General features: G+C 67.1%; 14 protein-coding genes and 1 pseudogene. 9 read left to right on the plus strand and 6 right to left on the minus strand.

The window, feature by feature from the left end:
• The first annotated feature begins 24 nt into the window (after positions 1-24).
• Genes ACA097_RS16190 through ACA097_RS16200 form a run of 3 tightly spaced genes read left to right on the plus strand, consistent with a single transcriptional unit; the run spans position 25 to position 3400 of the window.
• Positions 25-1224, plus strand: coding sequence for an amidohydrolase family protein (locus tag ACA097_RS16190; RefSeq protein WP_371364524.1), 1200 nt, complete (start codon positions 25-27; stop codon positions 1222-1224).
• Positions 1221-2717 carry an amidohydrolase family protein gene (locus tag ACA097_RS16195; RefSeq protein ID WP_371364526.1) on the plus strand — a complete coding sequence of 499 codons (1497 nt, stop codon included), beginning with the start codon at positions 1221-1223 and terminating at the stop codon, positions 2715-2717. The genes ACA097_RS16190 and ACA097_RS16195 overlap by 4 nt, the downstream gene beginning before the upstream one ends.
• An 11-nt stretch (positions 2718-2728) precedes the next feature.
• Complete coding sequence (locus ACA097_RS16200) at positions 2729-3400, plus strand: flavin reductase family protein (RefSeq protein WP_043255475.1); 672 nt, start codon at positions 2729-2731, stop codon at positions 3398-3400.
• A gap of 604 nt (positions 3401-4004) precedes the next feature.
• On the opposite strand, the gene ACA097_RS16205 is transcribed toward ACA097_RS16200, so the two are convergent.
• Positions 4005-5489, minus strand: coding sequence for an APC family permease (locus tag ACA097_RS16205; RefSeq protein WP_043255473.1), 1485 nt, complete (start codon positions 5487-5489; stop codon positions 4005-4007).
• Positions 5490-5597: 108 nt separating this feature from the next.
• The gene (locus tag ACA097_RS16210) at positions 5598-7091 is read right to left on the minus strand and encodes an aldehyde dehydrogenase (RefSeq protein ID WP_043255472.1); all 1494 of its coding nucleotides are present in this window, start codon (positions 7089-7091) and stop codon (positions 5598-5600) included.
• A 299-nt stretch (positions 7092-7390) separates the two neighbouring features.
• On the opposite strand from ACA097_RS16210, the gene ACA097_RS16215 reads away from it, so the two are divergent.
• The 4 genes and pseudogenes from ACA097_RS16215 to ACA097_RS16230 all read left to right on the plus strand — a co-directional run.
• Positions 7391-8137, plus strand: coding sequence for a FadR/GntR family transcriptional regulator (locus ACA097_RS16215; protein ID WP_371364528.1), 747 nt, complete (start codon positions 7391-7393; stop codon positions 8135-8137).
• A 108-nt stretch (positions 8138-8245) separates the two neighbouring features.
• On the plus strand, positions 8246-9004 hold the full coding sequence (locus tag ACA097_RS16220; RefSeq protein WP_043255467.1) for a cache domain-containing protein: 759 nt from the start codon (positions 8246-8248) through the stop codon (positions 9002-9004).
• A 59-nt stretch (positions 9005-9063) separates the two neighbouring features.
• Positions 9064-9741: a YceH family protein gene (locus ACA097_RS16225; protein WP_043255465.1), complete on the plus strand. Its 678-nt coding sequence runs from the start codon at positions 9064-9066 to the stop codon at positions 9739-9741.
• A gap of 94 nt (positions 9742-9835) precedes the next feature.
• Positions 9836-10066, plus strand: a pseudogene (locus ACA097_RS16230) (hypothetical protein); the annotation flags it as partial.
• A gap of 91 nt (positions 10067-10157) precedes the next feature.
• On the opposite strand, the gene ACA097_RS16235 reads toward ACA097_RS16230, so the two are convergent.
• The 4 genes from ACA097_RS16235 to ACA097_RS16250 form a co-directional block, all read right to left on the minus strand.
• On the minus strand, positions 10158-11777 hold the full coding sequence (locus tag ACA097_RS16235) for an NADP-dependent glyceraldehyde-3-phosphate dehydrogenase (protein WP_371364530.1): 1620 nt from the start codon (positions 11775-11777) through the stop codon (positions 10158-10160).
• Between the two features lie 129 nt (positions 11778-11906).
• On the minus strand, positions 11907-12056 hold the full coding sequence (locus ACA097_RS16240; protein WP_167333377.1) for a hypothetical protein: 150 nt from the start codon (positions 12054-12056) through the stop codon (positions 11907-11909).
• A 39-nt stretch (positions 12057-12095) separates the two neighbouring features.
• On the minus strand, positions 12096-13448 hold the full coding sequence (locus ACA097_RS16245) for a GntP family permease (RefSeq protein ID WP_043255458.1): 1353 nt from the start codon (positions 13446-13448) through the stop codon (positions 12096-12098).
• A gap of 74 nt (positions 13449-13522) precedes the next feature.
• Positions 13523-14044 (minus strand): gluconokinase, encoded by a 522-nt coding sequence (locus ACA097_RS16250; RefSeq protein ID WP_043255456.1) that lies wholly within the window; start codon positions 14042-14044, stop codon positions 13523-13525.
• Between the two features lie 215 nt (positions 14045-14259).
• On the opposite strand from ACA097_RS16250, the gene ACA097_RS16255 reads away from it, so the two are divergent.
• Together ACA097_RS16255 and ACA097_RS16260 are read left to right on the plus strand one after the other, a co-directional pair.
• Positions 14260-15291, plus strand: a complete 1032-nt coding sequence (locus ACA097_RS16255) for a LacI family DNA-binding transcriptional regulator (protein ID WP_043255454.1) — start codon at positions 14260-14262, stop codon at positions 15289-15291.
• 245 nt (positions 15292-15536) lie between these two features.
• Positions 15537-18197, plus strand: coding sequence for an EAL domain-containing protein (locus ACA097_RS16260; protein ID WP_371364533.1), 2661 nt, complete (start codon positions 15537-15539; stop codon positions 18195-18197).
• Positions 18198-18274: the final 77 nt, after the last annotated feature.

An 18274-nucleotide genomic window follows, 5' to 3' on the forward strand; every position in this document is an offset into this window, starting at 1 on the left:
TCCAATTCTTTGTTCGAGGTCCCCATGACCCACCGCTACTGGCTGCGCAACGTCCGCCCCTTCGGCAACGCGGCCGAAGACTTCCTCATCCACGACGGCCGCATCGCCGAGCGCCGTCCGGCTAGCGCCGAAGCGCTGCAACCCGGTGATATCGACGGCGCCGGCCAGCTGCTTTTGCCGCCGCTGGTGGAAAGTCACTGCCACCTGGACAAGACCCTCTGGGGCCAGCCCTGGCGGCCGAACAGCGCCGGACCGACGCTGAAGGACTACATCGCCAACGAGCGCCGCGTGCTGCGTGAGATCGAGGCGCCCATCGCCGCGCGCGCCGCTGCGTTGTTGGAGCAATGCATCGCCCGTGGCTCGCTGACCTTCCGCTGCCACGTCGATATTGACCCCGACCTGGGCCTGCGCCACGTCGAGGCGATGATGGCGCTGCGCGAGTCCTATGCCGATCTGATCGACATGCAGTTCGTGATCTTCCCGCAGACCGGCCTGGTCAAGCGCCCGGGCACCGCCGAGCTGATGCGCGAAGCGCTGCAGAAGGGCGTGGAGCATGTTGGCGGCCTCGATCCGTGCGGCATCGACGACGATCCCATCGCCCAGCTCGAGATCGTCTTCGGCCTGGCCGCCGAGTTTGGCCGTGGCGTCGATATCCACCTGCACGACAAGGGCGAGCTGGGCCTTTGGCAGATCGCCCGGATCGCCGACTACACCGAGCGCTTCGGCTTGCAGGGCCGGGTAATGATCAGCCACGCCTACTGCCTGGGCATGGCGCCCTGGGCGCAGGTTGAACCGCTGGCAGCGCGCCTCGCCGCGCTGAATATTTCGCTGATGAGCTCGGCTCCCGCCGATACGCCGGTGCCGCCGTTCCTCGCCCTGCGCGAAGCGGGCGTCAACCTGTGCCTGGGCTCGGACGGCATCCGCGATGCCTGGTCGCCGATGGGCAACGGCGACATGCTCGAACGCGCCATGCTCCTGGCCTTCCGCTTCGACCTGTGCAAGGACGACGAACTCGCCGCCGCCTTCGAGGCCGCTACCGCCAATGGCGCGCGCGCACTGGAACGCGAACCGGCGCGGATCGAAGTCGGTGCGCCGGCGGACTTCCTGCTGCTGCCGGCGCAGACCCTCGGCGAAGCCGTGGTCGCCCGTCCGCTGCAGCGCCAGGTGTTCAAGGCAGGCCGGCTGATCGCAGAGGGCGGCCGTCTTCAGGAGTCGCGTCAGTGACCACGCGCATCGGTCTCAAGGCCAGCTTCGTGGTCGGCTTCGATGGCCGCCAGCATGTGCTCTGGCGGCATGGCGAAGTGGTGTTCGAGGGCGGGCGCATCGTCTTCGTCGGGCGCGGTTTTCCCGGTGAGGTGAGCCAGTGGATCGACTACGGCCACGCGCTGATCGGCCCCGGCTTCATCGACCTCGACGCGCTCGGCGACCTCGACTCCACGGTGCTCACCCTGGACAACGGCGCCGAGTGGAAGATGGGCCGCACCTGGTCGGCCGACTACCTGCGTGCTGGTCCGCAGGAGTGCTACAGCGCCGAGGAGGAGCTGTTCAAGTACCGCTACGCCTTCACCCAGCTGATCCGCAACGGCATCACCACGGCCATGCCGATCACCTCCATGTACTACCGGCGCTGGGCCGAGCACTACGACGAATTCGCCGGGGTCGCCGCGTTGTCCGCCGAGCTCGGCCTGCGTACCTACCTCGGCCCCTGCTACATGAGCGGCATGACCTACGCCCGTGAAGATGGCAGCGCAGCGCAGCACTGGGACGAAGCCGCTGGTATGGCCGGGCTGGATGCGGCGGTGCGCTTCTTCGCCGATTTCGACGGCGCGCATGGCGGCCTGGTACGCGGCGCGTTGCTGCCGGATCGCATCGAGACTTGCACGCCGGCCCTGCTCGAGCGCAGCGCGGCGATGCAGCGTGAACTGAACGCTCCGCTGCGCCTGCATTGCTGCCAGTCGCACTACGAAGTCGACCTCGTGCAGCGGCTGTACGGCCTGTCGTCGCTGCAGTGGCTGGATCGCCTCGGCCTGCTCAATCCGCGCAGTGTGCTGCCGCACGGCATCCACACTAATGGCGAAGACGATCTGCAGCGCCTGCGCGACGGCGGCGCGAGCCTGGTGCATTGCCCGGTGGTGTTCGCCCGTGACGGCGACGCGCTGGATTCCTTCGGCAGCTACCGCGAGCGCGGCATCAACATCGCCATGGGCACCGACACCTTCCCGGCCGACATGCTCGACCAGCTGCGTCAGGGCCTGAACATCGCGCGGGTGAAGGAGGGCAACGCCGAGCGCACGCGCATCCTCGATCTCTATAACGCCGCGACCCTGGGTGGTGCGCAGGCGCTGGGCCGCGACGACCTCGGTCGCCTCGCCGCGGGCGCGCGCGCCGACATCACGGTGTTCCGCCTCGGCGCCTTCCACCAGGGGCCGTTCTTCGACCCGCTGAAGAACCTCGTCACCGCCGGGCGCGGCGACGACTGCATCGCCAGCTACATCGACGGGCGCTGCGTGATGCAGGACGGCCAGGTCGTCGGCGTCGATTACGCCGCGCTGCAACGCCAGGCCGACGTGCTGTTCGAGAAGCAGATGCGGCATCACTCGGACCGCGCCTTCGGCAATCCACCGTGGCGCACGCTGTTCCACTCCGCCATCCCGTTCGCCGACGCCTACAGCGCCGAAGCGCCCCTGCAGGACGCCCGCGCCCCCATACGCCACTGAAGGACCGCCCCATGCTCAGCTTCGATTTCCAGCAGCTGTCCGCCCGCGAGAAATACAAGATCCTCATCGGCAGCGTGGTGCCACGCCCGATAGCGCTGGTCACCACCATCGACCCGCAGGGGCGCGCGAATGCCGCGCCCTTCAGTTTCTTCAACGCGCTCTCGGCGGACCCGCCGATCCTCGCCCTGGGCGTGGAGAACTACAGCGACCTGAGCCCCAAGGACACCACGCGGAACATCCGCGAGAACCAGGAGTTCACGGTGAACATCGTCTCCGACGCCCTGGTGGAAGCGATGAACGTCTGCGCGGTGCCCTTTGAGCCGGGCTTTGACGAGCTGGTGGCGGCGGGCCTTACAGCGATCCCCGGTACCCGCGTGGCCTGCCCGCGAATTGGCGAAGCGCCGGTAGCCCTGGAGTGTCGGCGGATGATGGCGCTGTCGATTGGCCAATCCCGCGAGATCATCCTCGGCGAGGTCCTGATGGCCCACGTGCGCGACGACCTCATAGACCCGGCGACCCTCTACATCGACCAACTCGGCCTCGACGCCATAGGCCGCATGGGCGGCCACGGCTACGCCCGCACCCGCGACTACTTCGACCTGCCGACCCGCTCATTGCAGCAATGGACCGAAGCGCCCGGCGGTGGCGAGCGGCGCTGGGTGCGGACGGAAGAGCTGGCCTGACCTGCATCCCTCATCTGCGAAATACCTCGCGCCGATCCACCCGTAGGGCGCATAACCGCGTTCGCGGTTATGCGCCGCCATCCGGTACGAAAACGGCGGATAACCCCTTCGGGGTTATTCGCCCTACGGGGTCGGCATTCGTGCCATGCGGTTTGCGAGCAAGCTCGCTCCTACGAAAAACATTTCCAGAGAAACATCCGCGCACGCCGAACGCCCCTTTCAGAAGGCCGAGCGCCCCCCCGTAGAGGAGGTCGGGCGACATGGATGTCGCACAAGCCCCGACTTGTACAGGGACGTATTTTCGGTGGGGGGACGCCTAGTTCGGGCCTCCGATGCGGGGGAATTCGTGAGGGAAGCCCGGCTTCATCGGGCCCGTATGACGGGGCACAGACCTTTGGTTACTTTGGGGCTTGCCAAAGTGACTCGCCCGAGGGGGCGAAACAAGAAACATCCGAGCATGCCGAAGCGGCGCGCCACACCGAACAAGACGTCTCTGGGTCCCCGCATTCGCGGGGATGACGAGGGTGTGTGGGAGCGTGCCATGCAAACAAAAACGCCCGGCATCTGCCGGGCGTTTTCATTGGGCGGATGACCGCCGCTCACCTCACTGGTGATGCAGCTTCCAGGCATCGCCATGCGGCGCATTGCCCTTGTCGTACGGGCGGAACAGGGTCATGTAGACCAGGCCCACGACGATGACGATGGCGCCAACCAGGACGATCCCGTAGTTGACGTACCAGGGCGCATCCGGGGTGCGCGGCCAGGACATGTTGACGATCGCCAACGCGCCATAGACCTGCGCGGCGATGTTCACCGGCCAGCCCCACTTGCCGAGCTTGAAGGCGCCGCTGGGCTGCCAGCCGCGCGCACGGGCGAAGAGGGCGCCGGCGACGATCATCTGGAACGACAGGTAGATGCCGATGGCGGCGAAGCTCACTACCAGGGCGATGGCGTTCTGCAGGTAGAAGCCGGCGCAGACGATGGCGGCGGGAACGACGCCGCAGGTGATCAGGGCCGGCACCGGCACGTGGGTGTTGGGCGACAGGCGCTTGAGCAGGCCGCTGCCCATGACCATCTCGTCGCGGGCGTAGGAGTACAGCAGGCGGCTGGCGGCCGCTTGCAGGCTGAGCACGCAGGAGACGAAGGAGACGATGATCACGGCCATCACCATGCGCGCGCCGGTTACGCCGAAGGCGCTGTCGAGGATGGTGGTCATCGGGTCCTTGTCGGTGCCGTTGATCACGGCGGCCATGTCCGGCACCGCGAGGATCAGCGCCAGGGCGGCGAACATCGAGGCGGCGCCGCCGATCCAGATGGTCATGCGCATGGCCTTGGGAATGCGCCGGCTGGGGTTCGGGGTTTCCTCGGCGACGTCACCGCAGGCCTCGAAGCCGTAGTAGAGGAACATGCCGGCCAGGGACGCGGTCAGGAACGCCGGCCAGTAGGAGCCGTCGATGCGGATGTCGAAGGTGTTGAACAGTACCGAGAACGGCTGGTGACGTTCGAACATCAGCAGGTAGCAGCCGATCACGATGGCGCCGATCAGCTCGCAGAGGAAGCCGAACATGGCCACGCGGGCAAGCAGCTTGGTGCCGCTGAGGTTGAGCACGGTGGCGATCAGGGTCAGCGCCAGGGCCACCAGGGTGTTGGTCACGGGGGTCGACTCGAAACCGAGCAGGGTGGCGATGTACGGGCCGGCGCCGAGGGCCACGGCGGCGATGGTCACGCAGAGCGAGATGGAGTAGATCCAGCCGACCATCCACGCCCAGCGCTTGCCCACCAGGCGCCGCGCCCAGGGGTACACGCCCCCGGAAATCGGGAACTGCGAGACCACTTCGCAGAAGATCAGGCACACCAGCATCTGGCCGATGCCCACCAGCAGGTAGGACCAGAACATCGGCGGCCCGCCGGCGGCCAGGCACAGGGCGAACAGGGTGTACACGCCCACCACGGGCGAGAGGTAGGTGAAGCCCAGGGCGAAGTTTTCCCAGAGGCTCATGGTGCGGTTGAAGTTGGAGGTGTAGCCCAGCTTGCGGAGCTGTTCCGCGTCGCTGTCCAGGAGCGCTCCCGGCTGCAAGGGGTTGTTCATTGTGATTGTCCTGTGGAGGTTTTGGCGTTGGCAGCTAAAGGGGGCTGCGAATGTTGTTGTCATGGCCGGGACGCGGGGCGTCCCGGCTGAACCTCGGGTGCGCGGCGCTTAGAGCTTGATCCAGGTGGCTTTCAGCTCGGTGTACTTGTCGAAGGCGTGCAGCGACTTGTCGCGGCCGTTGCCCGACTGCTTGAAGCCGCCGAAGGGCGCGGTCATGTCGCCGCCGTCGTACATGTTCACCCACACGCTGCCGGCACGCAGGGCGCGGGCGGTGAGGTGGGCCTTGGAGATGTCGCGGGTCCACACCGCAGCGGCCAGGCCGTACGGGGTGTCGTTGGCGATGCGCACGGCTTCTTCGGCGTCCTCGAACTCGATCACCGAGAGCACCGGCCCGAAGATTTCCTCGCGGGCGATCTTCATGGCGTTGCTCACGCCGTCGAACAGGGTCGGCTCGACATAGGTGCCGCCGGTTTCCTCCAGCACGCGCTGGCCGCCGGTGAGGATCTTGGCGCCTTCGGCCTTGCCGGCCTCGATGTAGCCCAGCACCTGTTCCAGCTGACGGCTGTCCACCAGGGCACCGACGTTGGTTTCCGGGTCCAGCGGATGGCCGGCTTTCCAGCCTTTCATGGCCTCGACCACCAGCGGCAGGAACTCGGCCTTGATGGATTTCTCGACCAGCAGGCGGGAGCCCGCAGTGCAGACTTCACCCTGGTTGAAGGCGATGGCGGCAGCGGCGGATTCGGCGGCGGCCTGCAGGTCCGGGGCGTCGGCGAAGACGATGTTCGGGCTCTTGCCGCCGGCTTCCAGCCAGACGCGCTTCATGTTCGATTCACCCGCGTAGACCATCAGCTGCTTGGCGATCTTGGTCGAGCCGGTGAACACCACGGTGTCCACGTCCATGTGCAGCGCCAGGGCCGAACCCACGGTGTGGCCGTAGCCCGGCAGCACGTTGAGCACGCCTTTCGGCAGGCCGGCTTCGATGGCCAGCTGGGCGATGCGGATGGCGGTCAGCGGCGAGCGCTCGGAGGGCTTGAGGATCACCGAGTTGCCGGTGGCCAGGGCCGGGCCGAGTTTCCAGCTCGCCATCATCAGCGGGAAGTTCCACGGCACGATGGCGGCGACCACGCCCACCGCTTCGCGGGTGACCAGGCCGAGCTGGTCGTGGGAGGTGGCGGCGACCTCGTCATAGACCTTGTCGATGGCCTCGCCGCTCCAGCGGATGCTGTCCACCGAGCCGGGCAGGTCGACGTTCAGCGAGTCGCCGATCGGCTTGCCCATGTCCAGGGTTTCCAGCAGCGCCAGTTCCTCGGCGTGCTGCTCCAGCAGTTCGGAGAAGCGAATCATCACGGCCTTGCGCGCGGCCGGTGCCTGGCGCGACCAGACGCCCGACTCGAAGGCGGCGCGGGCGCTGCGCACGGCCAGTTCGGCATCGGCGGCATCGCAGCTGGCGACCTTGGCCAGGAAGCGGCCGTCCACCGGGCTGATGCAGTCGAAGGTCTGGCCGGCGCTGGCGTTGACGTACTGGCCGTCGATGAAGGCGCGGCCTTCGATCTGCAGTTTGCTGGCGCGGGCTTCCCAGTCTTGGCGGGTCGGTTGGCTCATGGGTGGGGCTCCTGGATCGGCAAAAGGGGACGGGCAGGGCCGTCGGTTCGAATAAAACATTTAAAACCATATCTTAAGAGTTTTTGCTTGCCAATATCCCCATTCGTTTGATTGATAAATACACAGCTTTACCCGCTTTGATGGGTTTCATGGGTGACTTTTCGTGGGATGAAATCTGTGTTCATATGTTTGCGTCCGGTCGCCAACCCAGCGGCACCGGGTAGACTTCCGTATTCCCACGCCACGGCGTGCCCAGGAGCTTCCGCCGGCGTATCGCGCGGCACTGCTTGACCTTGCCTATGAACGATTTCAGGAACATCCGACCGGCCAGCTTCATGCACCTGCGCCAGGAAGGCCGCACCGAGGCAGTGGCGCGTCGCCTGGTGGAACTGGTTGACCTCGGCCTGTTCGCCGAGGGCGAGCAGCTGCCCAGCGAAAGCGAGCTGGCGACGCAGTTCGGCGTGGCCACCGTGACCCTGCGCGAGGCGCTGGCAGAACTGCGCGAGCGCGGGGTGATCGAGACCCGTCGCGGACGCAACGGCGGCAGCTTCGTCTGCGCGCCGCCGCACAGCCCGGACGAGGCATTGCTCGGGCAATTGCGCAAGAAGAGCGCGCTCGAATTGCGCGACCTCTGCGACGAGCACCTGGCCATTTCCGGCACCGCCGCGCGCCTGGCTGCGCAGCGCGGGGCGCCTGATCAGCACGCACGCCTGGCGCAGTGCATCGACGCCTTGCAGGTCGCCGGCACACGCCAGGAGCGGCGTCGTGCGGATGCGCGTTTCCACATCGAAGTGGCGGTGGCGGCTCAGTCGGTGCGCCTGACCCAGGCCGAAGTGCGCCTGCAGGCAGAACTGGGTGAACTGCTCTGGCTGCCGCAGGCGGGGGGCGACGAGCTCGACGCGCGGGTCCAGGAGCATCGTGCGATCCACGGCGCCATCGCGGCCGGCGACGCCAACCTCGCCAGCGCGCTGGCCGAGGCCCACGTGACCCAGGGCATCAAGCGCCTGATCGGCCTGCGCCTGAGTCTGGTGGCGGGCGACGGCTGAACGGCAAGCGCTTGCTGAATCTGCGGCGGGCTGGTTGGCTGCCGCGGTCGATTGCGAAGGCGCCCAGGGGGCGCAGTGAAAACAAGAGCCACGAGAGAGGCCTACGAAATGTCCAACTCCCTTCCCGCGGATGAGCTGCAGCAGTGCGCCACGCGCATCGACGCTTCCATCCGTAACGTTTTCCAGTGTCTCGAGGCGATGGCCGGCGAGGTGGTGGCGATCTGGGAGCGCCTGCAGGCGACGGACGCCCGGCCGACCTCGAAGGATCTTCGCGCGCTGCAACCGTGCATCCAGGACAACCTGGGCGAGGGCGCACCCTGCCGCATGCACGGCACCGGCGTGGTGCTGGAGCCGGGCGAGCTGGCGGACCAGGAGATGTACCTGGAGTGGTGGTACCACGGCCGCGGCGGCAAGGTGGTGCCGCTTTCGCTGAACCTCAACAGCCGCAGCGAGCGCTTCTACAACTACCTGAACATGCCCTGGTTCTCGCGCCCGCGGGACACCGGGATGCCGTCGGTGGAAGGGCCGTTCGTGGACCTCTACGGCACCGACCTGTACATCCTCGCCTTCTCCGTGCCCATCGTGGTCAACGGCCGCTTCATCGGCGTCGCCGCGGCCGACATCGCCTTGCAGGAGTTCGAGCCAGTGTTGCTGCGCAGCCTGATGCGCCTGGGTAACGAAGCGCTGGTGGTGAACGGCGAGGGTCGCGTGGTGGCGGCCAACACCGCCAACTGGTTCGTCGGCGACATGGCGCGCCAGGCGCTCGGGCGCGGCGACGGCCAGGCGCGGGTGCTGGAGCTGCTGGGTTCGTCGTCGCACTGGGCGGTGATCGAGCGGCCGGTCAGCCGCCTGCAGCGCTTCCACTGAGTGCCAAACGCGGCGTTCGCGGCTAGGCTAGTGCGCTCTACGCGAAACCTGGAACGGCCATGAACGACGAGTCCTCGAGCGCTCCCGAGCGGGAGCCCCTCACCGCGGTGGAAGTCCGCATCCTCGGCAGCCTGATCGAAAAGCAGCTGACCACCCCGGAAACCTATCCGCTGACCCTCAATTCGCTTGTCACCGCCTGCAATCAGAAGACCAGCCGCGAGCCGGTCATGGACCTCACCCCCGGCCAGGTCGGCCAGGCCCTGCGCCGCCTGGAGGGCGAGCAGATGGTGCGCCTGCAGATGGGCAGCCGCGCCGACCGCTGGGAACAACGCCTGGACAAGGCGCTGGAGCTAGTCAAGCCGCAGTGGGTGCTGCTCGGCCTGCTGTTCCTGCGCGGCCCGCAGACGCTCAACGAGCTGCTCACGCGCAGCCAGCGCATGCACGACTTCGACGACACCGAAGAAGTCCGTCACCAGCTCGAACGCCTCGCTGCGCGCCACTTCGTCATGCAGGTGGAGCGCCAGCCAGGGCAGCGCGAAGACCGCTACATGCACCTGCTGGGCAGCGCCGCCGACCTCGAAGCGGCCATCGCCAGCAGCGGTCGCCAGGCCTCGGGCGGGCGCAGCGAGCACAGCGCCCAGGACGAATCGCGGATCGCCGAGCTGGAAGCCAAGGTCGCTGCGCTCGAAGAGCGCCTGGCGCGTCTGGAGCAGGATCGCGACAACGGCCTGGACTGAGCCTCGCCCGCCAGGGACGGCGGATAAGCATTCTTTAAGATTTCATCCGCATAGTCGGCAGGCTCGTCTCATTGGCTGCGCAAGGGGAGCCTGCATGAGCCCGAAACTGTCGCCGGCATTGTTGATGTCGGTGTTGTGCCAGTTATCCGAAAACCAGCCGCGTTCGCTCGAGGAACTCAGCGGTCGGCGCGAGAACAACCTGCTGGCGATCCGCGAACTGTTCCGCCAGGGGCGCATCAGCGGTGTGCTGCGTGACGATCCGTTGGGCGCCGAGGATGCCGCCGGCCCGTTGCTCTGCCATGCCGAGCGCCTGCGCCTGCGCCGCTCCTACGCCTGCCAGGTTGAAGAGCTGAACGAACGGGTGCCGGCCCCGGAGTGGGGGCTGATCCGCGTCTGAGGCGGCACCCGTACCGACATCAGAAGATGTAGTCGGTGGTCAGGAAGTTCGACTCGCGGCCCTGGATGATCTCGCTGATCAGCGCCTTGTTGGCGGCATTGAAGCGCGTCGCCACCAGGGTGCGGATGGAGAAGGTGCGCAATGCGTCGTGTACCGACAGGGTGCCTTCCGCCGAGTTCTTGCGGCCGTTGAACGGATAGCTGTCCGGGCCGCGCTGGCACTGCGCGTTGACGTTGATGCGGCCTACCTGGTTGGCAAAGGCGTCGACCAGCCGGCCGACCTGCTCGGGGTCGCTGCCGAACAGGCTGAGTTGTTGGCCATAGTCGGACTGCAGCACGTAGTCGATGACTTCCTCCACTTCGCGGTAGGGCACCACCGGCACCAGCGGGCCGAACTGCTCCTCGTGGTACAGGCGCATCTGCGCGTTCACCGGGCTGAGCAGCGCCGGGTAGAAGAAGCTCTCGCGCGCCGCGCCGCCGCCCTCGTTGATCACCTTCGCGCCCTTGGCCAGGGCGTCCTCCAGCAGCGTTTTCAGGTAGTCCACCTTGCCCGGCTCCGGCAGCGGCGTCAGCGCCACGCCCGGCTCCCAGGGCATGCCCGGCTTGAGCTGGGCGAGGCGGCTGGCGAACTTGTCGAGGAAGGCCGGCAGCACGCTGTCGTGGACGAAGAGGATCTTCAGCGCGGTGCAGCGCTGGCCGTTGAAGGACAGGGCGCCGGTGATCGCTTCCTCGACGGCGTTGTCCAGGTCGACCTGCGGCAGGACGATGCCGGGGTTCTTCGCGTCCAGGCCGAGCGCTGCGCGCAGGCGGTGCGGGCGCGGGTGCAGGCGCTTGAGGTCGGCGGCGCCCTTGTGCGTGCCGATGAACGCGAAGACATCGATCTTGCCGCTGGCCATCAGTGCCGAGACGGTCTCGCGGCCACGCCCGTAGATGATGTTGATGACGCCCGGCGGGAAGCTGTCGCGGAACGCCTCCAGCAGCGGACGGATCAGCAGCACGCCGAACTTGGCCGGCTTGAACACCACGGTGTTGCCCATGATCAGCGCCGGGATCAGCGTGGTGAAGGTCTCGTTCAGCGGGTAGTTGTACGGGCCCATGCACAGCGCCACGCCCAGCGGCACGCGGCGGATCTGGCCAAGGGTGCCCTGTTCCAGCTCGAAGCGGCTGGAGCGGCGGTCGAGTTCCTTGAGCGCCTCGATGGTGTCGACGATGTAGTCGCAGGTGCGGTCGAACTCCTTCTCCGAGTCCTTGAGGTTCTTGCCGATCTCCCACATCAGCAGCTTGACCACGGCCGCGCGCTGTTCGCGCATGCGCGCCAGGAAGGTCTCGACGTGCTGGATGCGCTCGGCCACCCGCAGGTTCGGCCACAGGCCCTGGCCGTTGTCGTAGGCGGCCACGGCGGCGTCGAGGGCGGTGAGAGCGGCGTCGGCGTCCAACAGCGGCGTGCTGCCCAGTACCACCTGCCGCTCGCCCTCGGCGGTCTTCAGGAAGATCGGGCTGCGCACCGGCGCCAGCGGGCCGTCCCAGCGGCGCAGTTCGCCGTTCACCAGGTATTCGCGTTGTTCGACCGGGGCGTCCGGGCGGAAGGCTTCGGGAATGTCGGCAACGTCGGGGAACAGATTTTCGAGCTTGTTGTGCATGGTTCCTCCCTCGGGGACCGGGCGACAGTAATGGCGAAAGCGGCAGCGCCCGGTGAATGTTTTAGCCTGAAAAATGCTTTAGGTGAATCGTTTCAGCATTCATTCGTCGGAAAGCCCCGGAGGGGGCTTTCAGCGGGCGTTGCGGTCGTTGACGGGCTTGGGCTGACGCTCGCCGAGCAATTCCTGCTGCTCGGCGTAGCGGGCGCGGACATCGAAGTCGCGCGGCCAATCGCGCGGATCGGCGGGCTGGGCGGGGGCTTGCGGGGTGGTGGCGGACATCTGCGGTACTCCTTCCTTCAGGGGTGGAGCCGGTGGTCCTCAGACCACCAGCGAAAGCAGCAGGATGAACACCAGGCCGACGACGGAGAGGATGGTCTCCATGGCCGTCCAGGTCTTGAAGGTCTCGACGACGCTCATGTTGAAGTACTGCTTCACCAGCCAGAAACCGGCGTCGTTGACGTGCGAGAGGATCAGCGAACCGGCGCCGGTGGCGAGCACCAGCAGCTCGCGGTTGACCCCGGGGATCAGCCCGACCACCGGCGCAACGATGCCGGCGCCGGTGATGGTGGCGACCGTGGCCGAGCCGGTGGCGATGCGGATAAGCGCGGCGACCAGCCAGGCCAGCAGGATCGGCGAGATCTGCGCCTGTACGGCCATGTGGCCGATCACGTCGCCCACGCCGCTGGCCACCAGCATCTGCTTGAAGCCGCCGCCGGCGCCGATGATCACCACGATGGCGGCGGTGGGCGCGAGGCTCTGGTCGAGCAGCTTGAGGATCTTCTTCGAGTCGAAACCGCGGGCGTGGCCGAAGGTATAGAGCGCCAGCAGCAGCGCGAGGAGCAGGGCGCTGATCGGGTGGCCGATCATGTCCATCCAGGCGCGGAAGATGTGGCCGTCGGGCAGCAGCACGTCGGCGAAAGTCTTCAGCAGCATCAGGAACACCGGCAGCAGCACGGTGAGCAGGGTTACGCCGAAGCTCGGCAGGTTATCGGTCTCCGGCTCGCGGGCGATCTGCGCCACCAGCTCCGGCGAAGGGTTGCCCGGGATGCGCTTGGCGATGAAGGCGCCGAACAGCGGGCCGGCGATGGCGGCGGTGGGCAGGGCGACGATCAGGCCGTAGAGGATGGTCTTGCCGATGTCAGCGTTGAACACGCCGATCGCCAGCAGCGGGCCCGGGTGCGGCGGCACCAGGCCGTGCACGGCGGAGAGGCCGGCGAGCAGCGGGATGCCGATCTTGATCAGCGATACGCCGCTGCGCCGCGCGACGATGAACACCAGCGGGATCAGCAGGATGAAGCCGATCTCGAAGAACAGCGGGATGCCCACCAGGAAGGCGGAAATCATCATCGCCCAGTGCACCCGGCGCTCGCCGAAGGCGTCGATCAGGGTGCGGGCGATCTGGTCGGCGCCGCCGGAATCGGCCATCAGCTTGCCGAGCATGGTGCCCAGGGCAAGGATCACGCCGACGAAGCCGAGCACCCCGCCGAAACCGTCCTGGAAGGATTTGACGATCTGCGCCACCGGCATGCCCGAGGTCAGGCCGAGGAAGCCGGAGGCGATGATCAGGGCGAGGAAGGGGTGCAGCTTGAAGCGGGTGATCAGCAGGATCAGACCGATGATGGTGACTACCGCGTCGAGCAGCAGGTAGGTGTCGTGAGACAGACCGAACATGGCAGGGGCTCCCTTGTCTTTGTTGTGTCAGGAGTATGAGACAGCGCTATCTTTTGCGCGTGTGGCAAATCGGCTCAGAGCGAATCGTGCGCTCGCCACCAGGCCAGGGCCTGTTCGGCGATGCGTTCGACCGGCAGGGTCGCATCGACCGCCAGGGTCAGCGGCTCGTCGTGGGGGGCTTCGAGGGTGGCGAACTGGCTGTCCACCAGGGTCGCCGGCATGAAGTGGCCGGGGCGCTCGGCGACGCGCTGGGCGGCGACACCTCGGGGCAATTCGAGGAACACCACGCCCAGGCCGGGTACGGCCTGGCGCAGGCGTTCGCGATAGGCGAGCTTGAGCGCCGAACAGGTCAGCACCGGGCGTTGGCCGGCGGCCAGGGACTGGCGCAACTGCTCGGCGAGGATTTCCAGCCAGCCGGCGCGGTCGTCGTCGGTGAGGGGCATGCCGGCGCGCATCTTCTCGATGTTCGCAGCCGGGTGGAAGGCGTCGCCTTCGATGCCGTGGGCGCCGCTGAGGCCGCAGATGGCCTGGCTGACGCTGGACTTGCCGCAGCCGGAGACGCCCATGATCAGCAGGGCCTGGATGGTGGGGAGCATGTCGCACCTCGGTGCGGAGACAGCGCTATCTTTAAAAGTCGAAGCCAAAAGCATGGGGCTGCCTCCGCTTTCTTGTCATTTTAGGTGGTTGCGATCTGTCGGCGGCTGTATGGCCGCTGCGAGGGGCGGGGCCGCCAGAGGCGGTTGCAGGCAATTGCCCGGCTCGCGAGACAGCGCTACCTTAGTGCCTCGATTTTTGTTTGGCAAGCCAGCCGATGACCGTCCAGAAGAACGACAAGAACTCCCGCGCCAGCGGTCGCCCGACCCTCAACGAAGTTGCCCAGCGTGCCGGCGTCAGCCCGATCACCGCCTCGCGCGCCTTGCGCGGGGTCAGCAGCGTGGCCGAGGCGCTGGTGCTCAAGGTCCAGGAGGCGGCCCGCGAGTTGGGCTATGTGGCCAATCCGGCGGCACGGGCGCTGGCCTCGGCGCAGAGCCACAGCGTGGTGGTGCTGGTGCCGTCGCTGTCTAACCAGCTGTTCGTCGATACCCTCGAAGCCATCCACGGCGTGCTGCGTCCGCAGGGCCTGGAAGTGCTGATCGGCAACTTCCACTACTCGCGCGACGAAGAGGAGACGCTGATCCGCAACTACCTGGCCTACCAGCCGCGCGGCATGCTGCTGACCGGATTCGAGCGCACCGAAAGCGCCCGACGGATGGTCGAGTCCAGCGGCATTCCCTGCGTCTACATGATGGACCTGGACAACAGCCCGGGCCTGCACTGCGTCGGCTTCTCCCAGTTGCGCGCCGGTGCTGCCGCCGCCGAGCACCTGCTGGCGCGCGGGCGCCGCCGGCTGGCCTATGTCGGCGCGCAACTCGACCAGCGCACCCTGTTGCGCGGCGAGGGTTTCCGCCGCGCCCTGCAGCAGGCCGGCTGCTACGACCCGGCGCTGGAGCTGCTCACCCCGCGGCCTTCCTCGGTCGGCCTTGGCGGTGAGCTGTTCCGCCAGTTGCTGGCCAGCCAGCCGGATGTCGACGGCATCTTCTTCGGCAACGACGACCTGGCCCAGGGTGCCTTGCTCGAAGCGCTGCGCAGTGGCATCCCGGTGCCCGAGCGGGTCGCTGTGGTGGGCTTCAACGACCTGCCGAGCTCCGAGTTCATGGTCCCGCGCCTGTCGAGCATCCGCACGCCGCGCCAGGCCATCGGCCAGCGGGCGGCCGAGCAGTTGCTGGCGCTGATCGGCGGACGGGCGGTAGCCGAGCCGGTGGTCGACCTCGGTTTCGAGCTGATGGTGCGCGAGAGCAGCTGAGGCTTTCGCGCGGTTGGGACGTCTGTGCTATTTCCGCCAAAGTGCATGACTACAAGGTCATGCCCGACGACGCGACCGCTCTAGCTCCATGAGACGAACCGCTGAACCCCGCCGCTCGGCGGATGGCGCCTGGATTTTCCCGTCTGCCGGCCGATAAGCCTGACTAATGTAATAGTCGTATCGGGTTGATGGCTCTATGCCATACCCTTGTCGCGGCATTCTCGCTGCAGTCGTAGACGGAACCCATGACCAGCAATCTCGATTTCTTCGCCCATGCCCGAGGAGCCACCCGCCGCCAACGCATCGGCGTGACCTTCTATTCTGGCGTCTTGCTGGTTCTGGTTCTGCTCATCGGCATCAGCGGCTGGAGCAGCTACCGCGACTACAGCAGCAGCTCCGCCTTGGTGCGGCAGAACATCTCCGCGCTCGCGCGCTCCCTGGAGGGCTACATCAGCTCCCTCCTGCTGCAGAGCTACGCGAGCATGTACGTCGTCGCCGACGACCTCAATGCAACGGGCGTGACGAGTGACCAGGACACCCTGGAGGTCCTGGCCAAGGCCATGCGCTACGACCCGATCTCGGCCTACCTCTTCGTGGTGCGCGATGACCGGGCCCTGGCCGTGGACAACCGCGGGCATCCGGCTAGCGAAGAGTTCAAGGCGCTGGCCGGGCAGTTCCCTCTGGAAGTCGGCGAGCGCCCGATCTTCGGGCGCGTGCAGCGTCTGCCCAGCAGCAACAACCTGTACCTGCCGATGCTGATCGGCCAGCGCGATGCCAAGGGCCGGATCCAGCGGGTCGGCGCGCTGATCGATGCCGACCGTATCGGCGAGCTGCTGCGCCGCCTGGGGCTCGCCGCCGAGATGAACGCCGGCATGATCGACAACGACGGCATGATCCTCTACCGCATGCCTGAACCGAGCGGCTATGTCGGCCTGCCGTTGCCGGCGGACTCGCCACTGCGCAAGCGCCTGGAGATACCGCGCTTCGCGGTGGTCGAGGGGCCGAGTATCGACGGCAGCAATACCCTGTTCGCTGACGCGCCTTCGGCCAGCTTCCCGATCCACGCCGTGGTCGGACAGACCACCGCCAGCTTCCTGATTCCCTGGCTCAAGCGCACCGCATTCAGCGCCGCCCTGTTGCTCATCAGTGCGCTGGCGATCGGCTTGGCGGCCTGGCAACTGCGCCTGCTGATCGGCGAGATCAGCCAGAACGGGCGCTTCTACCGGCAGCTGTTCACCGACATCAACGACGGCGTCCTGCTTATCGGCGTCGATGGCCGCGTCCAGGCCGCCAACCAGCAAGCCGGGCAGATGTTCGGCGTGGCGGCGCCGGAAGCGCTGATCGGAATGCTGCCCTCGGAGCTGTCGCCCAAGTTCCAGCCCGATGGCCGGCTGTCGCTGATCGCCAGTCGCGCCAACCTGGGCAACCTGCTCAGCGGCGCACAGCGCCAGGTGGACTGCGAATGGCAGTTCCTGCGTCGCGACAACCAGCAGCCGCTGGATTGCGAGGCCCACGCCACGCTGTTCCGCTGGCAGAACAACACCCTGCTGATGCTGGTGCTGCACGACATCACCGAGCGCAAGCGCTACCTCGCAGAACAGGAGTACCTGGCCAGCCACGACTCGCTGACCGGCTTGCCGAACCGCTACTGGCTGGTGCGCGACATCGAGCAGCGCATCGCCAACCGGCCGGAACAGCGCTTCGCCGTGCTGCTGCTGGACATGAACCGCTTCAAGGAAGTCAACGACACCCTCGGTCACCAGCACGGCGACGCCGTGCTGCAGGAAGTCGGCAAGCGCCTGGGTGGCTGGCTGCGCACCCAGGACGCGGACATCGCCCGCCTGGGGGGCGACGAAATGGCCATCGTGACCAGCCACCTGCTGGACGAGGTGGCGATCACCGGGCTCTGCCAGGGGGTCGGCCAGGTGCTCGGCCAGCCGCTGCTGGCCGGCGGCATCCAGATCGAACTGGCGGCCAGCATCGGCGTGGCCAGCTACCCGGAGCACGGCGACAACCCGGGCGACCTGCTGCGCTGCGCGGACATCGCCATGTACCAGGCGAAGAACAGCCGCCGCGACTTCGTGCTCTACCAGCGCAGCGACGACAACTACACCCCCGAACGCCTGGCCATGCACACCGGGCTGGGCCGGGCGATCCGCGAGGGCGGCCTGCATCTGCACTTCCAGCCCAAGGTGCGTCTGAGCGACCGTCAGGTAGTCGGCTTCGAGGCGCTGCTGCGCTGGGACCACCCCGAGCGCGGCATGGTGCCGCCCAGCGAGTTCATCCCCCTGGCCGAGTCCACCGAGCTCATCCACCCGCTCACCCACTGGGTGCTCAACGAGGCCCTGCGTCAACTGCGCCAGTGGAGCGAGCGCGGCCTGGGCACCTGCATGGCGATCAACATCAGCGCCAACAACCTGCGCAACCCGCACTTCGTCAGCGAGTTGCAGTCGCTGCTGAACGAGCACCAGGTGGCGGCCGAGCTGATCGAGCTGGAGGTGACCGAGGGCACCCTGCTCGAGGATCCGGAAATGGCCCTGCGCAGCCTGCAGGCCATCCGCGACCTGGGCGTGACGCTGTCGATCGACGACTTCGGCACCGGCTACTCCTCGCTGGCCTATCTCAAGCGCCTGCCGGTGCAGGTGCTGAAAATCGACCGCACCTTCGTCTCGGCCATGACCAGCAACTTCTCCGACGCGATGATCGTGCAGTCCACCGTGGCCCTCGGGCACAACTTCGGCATGCAGGTGGTCGCCGAGGGCGTGGAGGATGCCGCCACCGCCGAGGCGCTCGAACGCCTGGGCTGCGACATCGCCCAGGGCTACTACTTCAGCCGCCCGATGAGCGCCGATCAGGTCACCACGTGGCGCCTGCAACGCCAGTTGGAAGCGCTCGACATCGGCTGACCCGCCCCACCGTCCATCGGTAGCGGCTGGGCTACGCTGCGAAGCGACGTTTCGAATTTTTATGGACGAATTCGTAG

It is taken from the genome of Pseudomonas sp. QL9, assembly GCF_041409665.1.
Classification (GTDB): Bacteria; Pseudomonadota; Gammaproteobacteria; order Pseudomonadales; family Pseudomonadaceae; genus Pseudomonas; species Pseudomonas knackmussii.

Bases quoted from the DNA above. Each gene is read 5' to 3' on its own strand.
- ACA097_RS16190 (WP_371364524.1), top strand. From the start codon at position 25: ATGACCCACCGCTACTGGCTGCGCAACGTCCGCCCCTTCGGCAACGCG.
- ACA097_RS16200 (WP_043255475.1), top strand. From the start codon at position 2,729: ATGCTCAGCTTCGATTTCCAGCAGCTGTCCGCCCGCGAGAAATACAAG.
- ACA097_RS16205 (WP_043255473.1), bottom strand. From the start codon at position 5,489: ATGAACAACCCCTTGCAGCCGGGAGCGCTCCTGGACAGCGACGCGGAA.
- ACA097_RS16210 (WP_043255472.1), bottom strand. From the start codon at position 7,091: ATGAGCCAACCGACCCGCCAAGACTGGGAAGCCCGCGCCAGCAAACTG.
- ACA097_RS16215 (WP_371364528.1), top strand. From the start codon at position 7,391: ATGAACGATTTCAGGAACATCCGACCGGCCAGCTTCATGCACCTGCGC.
- ACA097_RS16220 (WP_043255467.1), top strand. From the start codon at position 8,246: ATGTCCAACTCCCTTCCCGCGGATGAGCTGCAGCAGTGCGCCACGCGC.
- ACA097_RS16225 (WP_043255465.1), top strand. From the start codon at position 9,064: ATGAACGACGAGTCCTCGAGCGCTCCCGAGCGGGAGCCCCTCACCGCG.
- ACA097_RS16235 (WP_371364530.1), bottom strand. From the start codon at position 11,777: ATGCACAACAAGCTCGAAAATCTGTTCCCCGACGTTGCCGACATTCCC.
- ACA097_RS16240 (WP_167333377.1), bottom strand. From the start codon at position 12,056: ATGTCCGCCACCACCCCGCAAGCCCCCGCCCAGCCCGCCGATCCGCGC.
- ACA097_RS16245 (WP_043255458.1), bottom strand. From the start codon at position 13,448: ATGTTCGGTCTGTCTCACGACACCTACCTGCTGCTCGACGCGGTAGTC.
- ACA097_RS16250 (WP_043255456.1), bottom strand. From the start codon at position 14,044: ATGCTCCCCACCATCCAGGCCCTGCTGATCATGGGCGTCTCCGGCTGC.
- ACA097_RS16255 (WP_043255454.1), top strand. From the start codon at position 14,260: ATGACCGTCCAGAAGAACGACAAGAACTCCCGCGCCAGCGGTCGCCCG.
- ACA097_RS16260 (WP_371364533.1), top strand. From the start codon at position 15,537: ATGACCAGCAATCTCGATTTCTTCGCCCATGCCCGAGGAGCCACCCGC.